Below are 275 nucleotides of genomic sequence, written 5' to 3' on the forward strand. Positions count from 1 at the left end.
GCCACAGCTTGACCTTTACGTTTACCAGAAAGTACGGTATCAGCTTCAAAGTGGCCAAATTCCTGGCGAGTTTCGACTTTATGAGGCCGCTCCTCAATGGAGCGGCCGTAATTGAACGTACCACGCTTTTCTTTAGCACGATGACGACGAATTCCATGATCAGGCAAATCGGGCAACTGTATATCAAGCCATCCTTGATCAATCCAGTTATAGACCGTTTTGTAGGCAATCCCCACCACATGGGCAACTTGTTCAGGGGACCACTTCTGGACTTG

General features: G+C 48.4%; 1 pseudogene. It reads right to left on the minus strand.

What is annotated here, in order from left to right:
- Positions 1 to 275: pseudogene (locus FD37_RS12650) on the minus strand (IS30 family transposase); the annotation flags it as partial.

Origin of the sequence: Levilactobacillus spicheri DSM 15429, from assembly GCF_001435095.1 — a bacterium.
Lineage (GTDB): Bacteria > Bacillota > Bacilli > Lactobacillales > Lactobacillaceae > Levilactobacillus > Levilactobacillus spicheri.